We start from the raw sequence: 5,033 nt of genomic DNA on the forward strand, positions 1-5,033 counted from the left end.
GGGGCGGGCGGGGGGGGGGGGGCGGCGCGCCCACGCTGTTGGGGGGGGGTTGGACTCGGCTCCCGGGCGCGCGGGTGTTCCTGCGGCGGGGGGGGGGCACCGCCGGCCCGACGACGGCGCCGGCGACCTCGCTGACCGGCAGCGCGCCGGGCAGGTCGACGGGGAAGCGCAGCCGCAGCAGTCGGTCGGCGCCGGAGTAGTCGACGACCCGGGTGCGGCAGTCGACCCGGTCGAGGCCGCGCCACAGGGTGACGGTCTGCTCGTAGCGGATCCCGTCGACGGTGCCGCCGATCACCAGCCGCTCGCCGAGCGGGCCGGTCTCGCGGCGCACGTCGGCCGGGGCCGTGCCGGAGCCGCGCACCGGTCCGCTGGGCACCAGGTGCCAGGGGCCCTCGCCGAAGTCGGGGTGCTGCGGGTACTCCTCGTAGACCCGCAGTTCGTTGCCGATCCGGCCGCCCTGGATCAACTCCCGGTCGTGCAGCAGGTCGTGGACGGAGGACAGGCCGCCGCCACGGACGGGGTCGGCGCTCACCCGGTAGCGGTCGTTGCTGATCACCACGCCCTCGGCCGCCGTCCAGGGCTCCGCCGCCGGGCCCTCCACCAGCCGCCAGGTGCGCCAGCCGAGCGCGGGGACGTCGGCGGCGAGGAAGCGCAGGGCCCCCCGGTCGACGGTGCTCGGCACGGGCTCGCCCCGGTCGTCGAGCACCCGTACCGCCCCGGTCCGCGGGGGCAGTTGGACGACGACCAGGTCGGTCCGGTCGAAGGAGAGCGTGTTGGTGACGACCACAGCCGAGTCGGCCGACCCTGCGTCGGCGGCCGAGCCGACGCCGGCGGTGGAGATCCGCGCGGTCAGCGCGTCCAGCGCCTCGTCCCGGACGGCGGCCGCCAGGTCGTGCGCCTCGCGCCAGCCGCCGAGCAGGTCGAGGTAGACCTGGTCGGACTCGGAGCCGGTGATGGCGTCGTGGTGGGCGCCGTAGGCGAGTTGGCGCCAGACCTTGTCGAGGGCGGCGGTCGGGTACTGCCCGAGGCCGTGGACGGCGGCGAGGGTGGCGAGCTTCTCGGCGTCGGCGGCGGCGACCTCGCCGGCCCGCTGGGCCTGCTTGGTGTCGATGTACGAGACGTCCTTGCCGGTGTAGACCGGGTTCATGTCGCGGGTCTGCGGGCTGGGCCGGCGGCCGGTGGCGGCGAGTTCGGCCCGGACTGCGTCGAGGAAGTCGCGCGGGGTGGCGCAGACGAAGCGCGGCCAGAGGTACTTGGCGGCCCAGGAGCGGTGGATCTCGGTGACCCACTTGTTGGGCGGGGTGTAGTCGGTGCCGACGGGCAGCAGCAGGTTCCTGGTCGCGCCGACGGGCTTGAGCTTGCGGTACAGCTCGTAGACGGCCTGTTCGGCGGTGGCGAGGTCCGGGGAGGAGTCCATCCACCAGCCGGCCGAGTAGTGGTGCGGCATGTAGTGGGTGAGCACGCCCTCGCCGGAGGGGGCGATCCACTCGAACTCGCTCGGGAACTGCATCACCCGGGCGTCGTCCTTGGCCTCGCGGAAGTTCTTCTGGATCGGGCCCCATTGGTGGAAGGGGCCGCGGGCCCAGGCGCTGCCGGTGAGGCCGGCCGCGGCCAGGTGGCCGGGGAACTGCGGGTCGTGCCCGAACACGTCGAGCTGCCAGGCGGTCTGCGGGTCGCCGCCGAGGATGTCGCGCTGGTAGCCGATGCCGTAGACGAGGTTGCGGATGGTGGTCTCGGCGCCGGTGAGGTTGGTGTTGGGCTCGTTGTAGGTGCCGCCGACGAGTTCGACCTGGCCGCGCTCCAGCAGCGTGCGCAGGGTCTCGCGGCGCTCGGGGTGCTGGTCGAAGTACGGCTTGAGGTAGTCGACTTCGGCGAGGACGAACTTGTACACCGGGTCCCGCAGCGCGAGGTCCATGTGCGCGTCGACGAGCGCGAAGCCGTTGCGCTCCCAGAGGGGCCGGGTGGTGGCGTCGGCGGAGAGCAGTTCCCAGGGGGAGGTGTAGGCGGCCTGGGTGTTCCACCAGACCGGGTCGTAGTGGAAGTGCGAGACCAGGAACATCGTCCAGCCGGGCTCGGCGACCTCCACCAGGGCGTCCACGCAGGCGCCCTCCGCCTCGACGGTGACGGGGAGTTGGGTGCCCGGCTCGGGGGCGCCGGTGAGCTCCAGCGGGACTTCGACCAGCCCCGTGCCGGTCGCCTCGCCGCGCACACCCGGACCGCTGACGGTGATCCGGGCGGCCGGGCCGTCGAGGGTGACCCGCAGCAGTTGGCGCGGGGCTTCCTCGGGACCGGTGAAGAGGTCGGTGTTCTCGACGGCGGTGATGGTGACCGGCACGGGGAGGGTCCTTTCGGTGCAGGTACGGGGGCCGGGCGCGGGGTCGGTTGCCGCGCGCCCGGCGGGAGTTGCCGGCGTGCCCGGCTACTGGCCCCAGGCCTCGAACTCGTAGATGCGGGCGGCCGGGTCGGTGTTCTGGGTGGGCTTGGTGACGACCAGCCGGACGTAGCGGGCGGTGGTGGTCACCGGGTGGGTGGTGGTGCCCGCGGTGTTGCCGGTGACGTCGGCGACCGTCGTCCAGGGGTCGGTGGTGTTCGAGCGGACCTGGATCGAGAAGTCGCGGGTGTTGAAGGCCGCGCTCTCGCCGCCCGCGCCCGCGTGCTTGACCACGAACCTGGACAGCTGCTTGGCCGAACCGAGGTCCACCTCAAGCCACTTGGAGCTGTTCAGGCTGCACCACTTGTCGCCGGTGCCGCCGTTGACGGTGCCGTTGACGGCCTTGGCCGGGCCTTCGTTGGCGTTGCACTGGCCGGAGGCGGTGGCCGGGCGGTTCAGCGCCAGGTTGCCGCCGGTCGCGGGCGGCGTGCCCGTCCAGCCGACGGTGGTGGAGGCGGCGGTGGAGCGGCCGTAGGTGGTGGAGACGGCCTCGACGTCGAGGGTGGTGGCGTCCTCGGTGCCGGCCCGGTCGAGCCGCCCGACGTAGTACGCGTCGTTGGGGGTCGCGCCGAGGAAGGTCCGGCTGCCGTCGGCGTTGCGCCGGTACACCTCGTAGTGGTGGACGTCGCCGCCGGGCGCGGCCGTCCAGGAGAGCCGCAGCGACTGGCTGGAGCCCGCCGTCACGTCGCTCGCGCCGAGGACGGTGAGGCCGCTGGGCGCCGCCGGGGCGCCCACCTCGCCGTCGTGGATGGAGATCTGGCCGATCCGCACGTCGTAGGCGGGGTCGGTGCCGTCGGCCCGGAGGGCGACCTGGGCGATGGTGCGGCCCGCGTACGGGGCGAGGTCGAGGGTGTGCCGCTCCCACCCGGTACCGGAGTTGGCGCCGACGTCGATCGTGGTGAAGCTGTTCGGCGCGTCGGTGAAGGAGACCGCGGCCTTGAGCTTGGTGGGCCCGGCGGCCGGGGTCTTGACGACCAGGTCCAGCTTGGTGTTCGCGGCGACGGGCAGTTTGGTCTCGTACAGCCGCACGGTGTTGGCGGCGTCCAGGGTGCCGGTGAGGCGCAGCGAGGAGCCGCCCTGGTAGGCGTCGGTGAAGTCGACGGACGGGGTGAGCCGGCTGCCGCTGGAGTCGACCATCCACCGGTAGGTCGGCGGGACGTCCTGGAGGGACAGGTTGTTCCAGCCGCCGGTGGCGACCCGGGTGCCGGCGGAGTTGTAGAAGTCCCCCTGCCCGGTGTTGAAGTTGGTGACGAAGGGCTTGGCGGTGATCGGCGAGGACTCGGCGACGTAGCCGGCCAGGCCGGGCCAGTTGTCGGCGGGGTTGGCCTTGGACGGGTCGTTGTTGGCGCCGACCCAGTAGCGGGCGTCCTTGGCGTAGAAGTCGGCCCGGTCGGTGGCGGACTTCCAGGTCCATTCGGGCCGGTAGAGGCCGAGCGAGGTGGTGTGCGGCCGGCCGGCCGGGAAGAGGGAGTTCCAGTCGACGCCGGTGTTGTAGCCGTTGGCCTCGGTGTCGATGCCGGAGTAGAGGTCGTACTCGCTGCGGCCGAGTTGCCGGGCCAGTGCGCGGGAGGAGTTCAGGCCGCCGGAGCTCCAGTTGAAGTTCAGGAACATCGAGTCCGAGGTGCGCTTCGAACCGTCCTGAAGGAACGGGGAGTTGGCGGAGGTGAGGGCGTTCTGCCAGTTGACCGAGCCGGAGGTGGTCATGGCGTCATACCACATGAACTCGGTGCCGCTCTTGGCCTTGCTGTACTGCATGAGGTTGCGCACTTCGGTGGCGAGGGCCGAATCCCCGCCGCCGGTCTCCTGGTTGATGAACCAGCCGTCGAAGCCGTAGTACTGGGCGGCCTGGGCGAGCTTGTCGGCGACGGGGTAGCTGTTGCCGGACTTCTGGACGAAGTCGCGGAGCCACTGGAGCTGACCGCCGTAGGCGGCGGGCGGGAAGAAGACGGTGCCGTAGACCTTGACGCCGTTGCGGTGGGCGGCGTCGATGACGGTCGGGTTGGGGGCGAGGATCAGGCCCTCGCCGGCCGAGCCGCCCCAGAAGACCAGCTTGTCGACGTACTGCCAGTAGCCGAAGGCGTAGTAGTTGGGGTCGGCGGAGCCCTGGGAGGGGTTGTTGGAGGTGGGCCCGAAGGAGACCAGGGAGGCGACCTTCCCTTCGCCGGTGCGGGCGTTGGGGTTGGCCTTGAGGGCGGGGTCGCTGGTGCGCGGCTGGAGCGGGACGCTGGAGCGGTTGAAGCGGGCGTCCGGGTCGGTGGCCGGGTCCCAGTTGAGGATGGTGGAGGGGTACCAGTACGAGGCGTAGGGCTGGGTGCCGGGCGTACTGGCGGTCGGGGTGGTGGGCGCCTGCGGCCCGGCGTGGGCGGCGGGGGCGGCGCCCAGCACGGCGGCCGCGAGGGCGGCGCTGAGCAGCAGGGGTATCCGTCGTGACATGCGTGGCTCCGATCGAGCGGAGGTGGGTGGGGGCGGGCCGTCGGCGTGGACGGTCCGGGTGCATGTGGGCGTGGCGGTGCGCGCGGAGGCGGGGCGACCGCGGGGGGGGGGGGGGCGGGGGGGGGCCGCGGGGGGGGGGGGCGCGGCGGCCCGGGGGGGCGGCGCGCGC

The 5,033-nt window shown here is 73.1% G+C and carries 2 protein-coding genes; both read right to left on the minus strand.

The genetic code is table 11. From position 1 onward, the window contains the following. Positions 1-2,335: glycoside hydrolase family 38 C-terminal domain-containing protein (locus ACFV61_RS26185; RefSeq protein WP_380494225.1), on the minus strand; the 2,335-nt coding region annotated here is incomplete at its 3' end. Between the two features lie 84 nt (positions 2,336-2,419). Beyond that, the gene (locus ACFV61_RS26190; protein WP_380494227.1) at positions 2,420-4,864 is read right to left on the minus strand and encodes a discoidin domain-containing protein; all 2,445 of its coding nucleotides are present in this window, start codon (positions 4,862-4,864) and stop codon (positions 2,420-2,422) included. Positions 4,865-5,033 lie beyond the last annotated feature (169 nt).

It is taken from the genome of Kitasatospora sp. NPDC059817 (assembly GCF_042731835.1).
GTDB lineage: Bacteria > Actinomycetota > Actinomycetes > Streptomycetales > Streptomycetaceae > Kitasatospora.

Bases quoted from the DNA above. Each gene is read 5' to 3' on its own strand.
- ACFV61_RS26190 (WP_380494227.1), bottom strand. From the start codon at position 4,864: ATGTCACGACGGATACCCCTGCTGCTCAGCGCCGCCCTCGCGGCCGCC.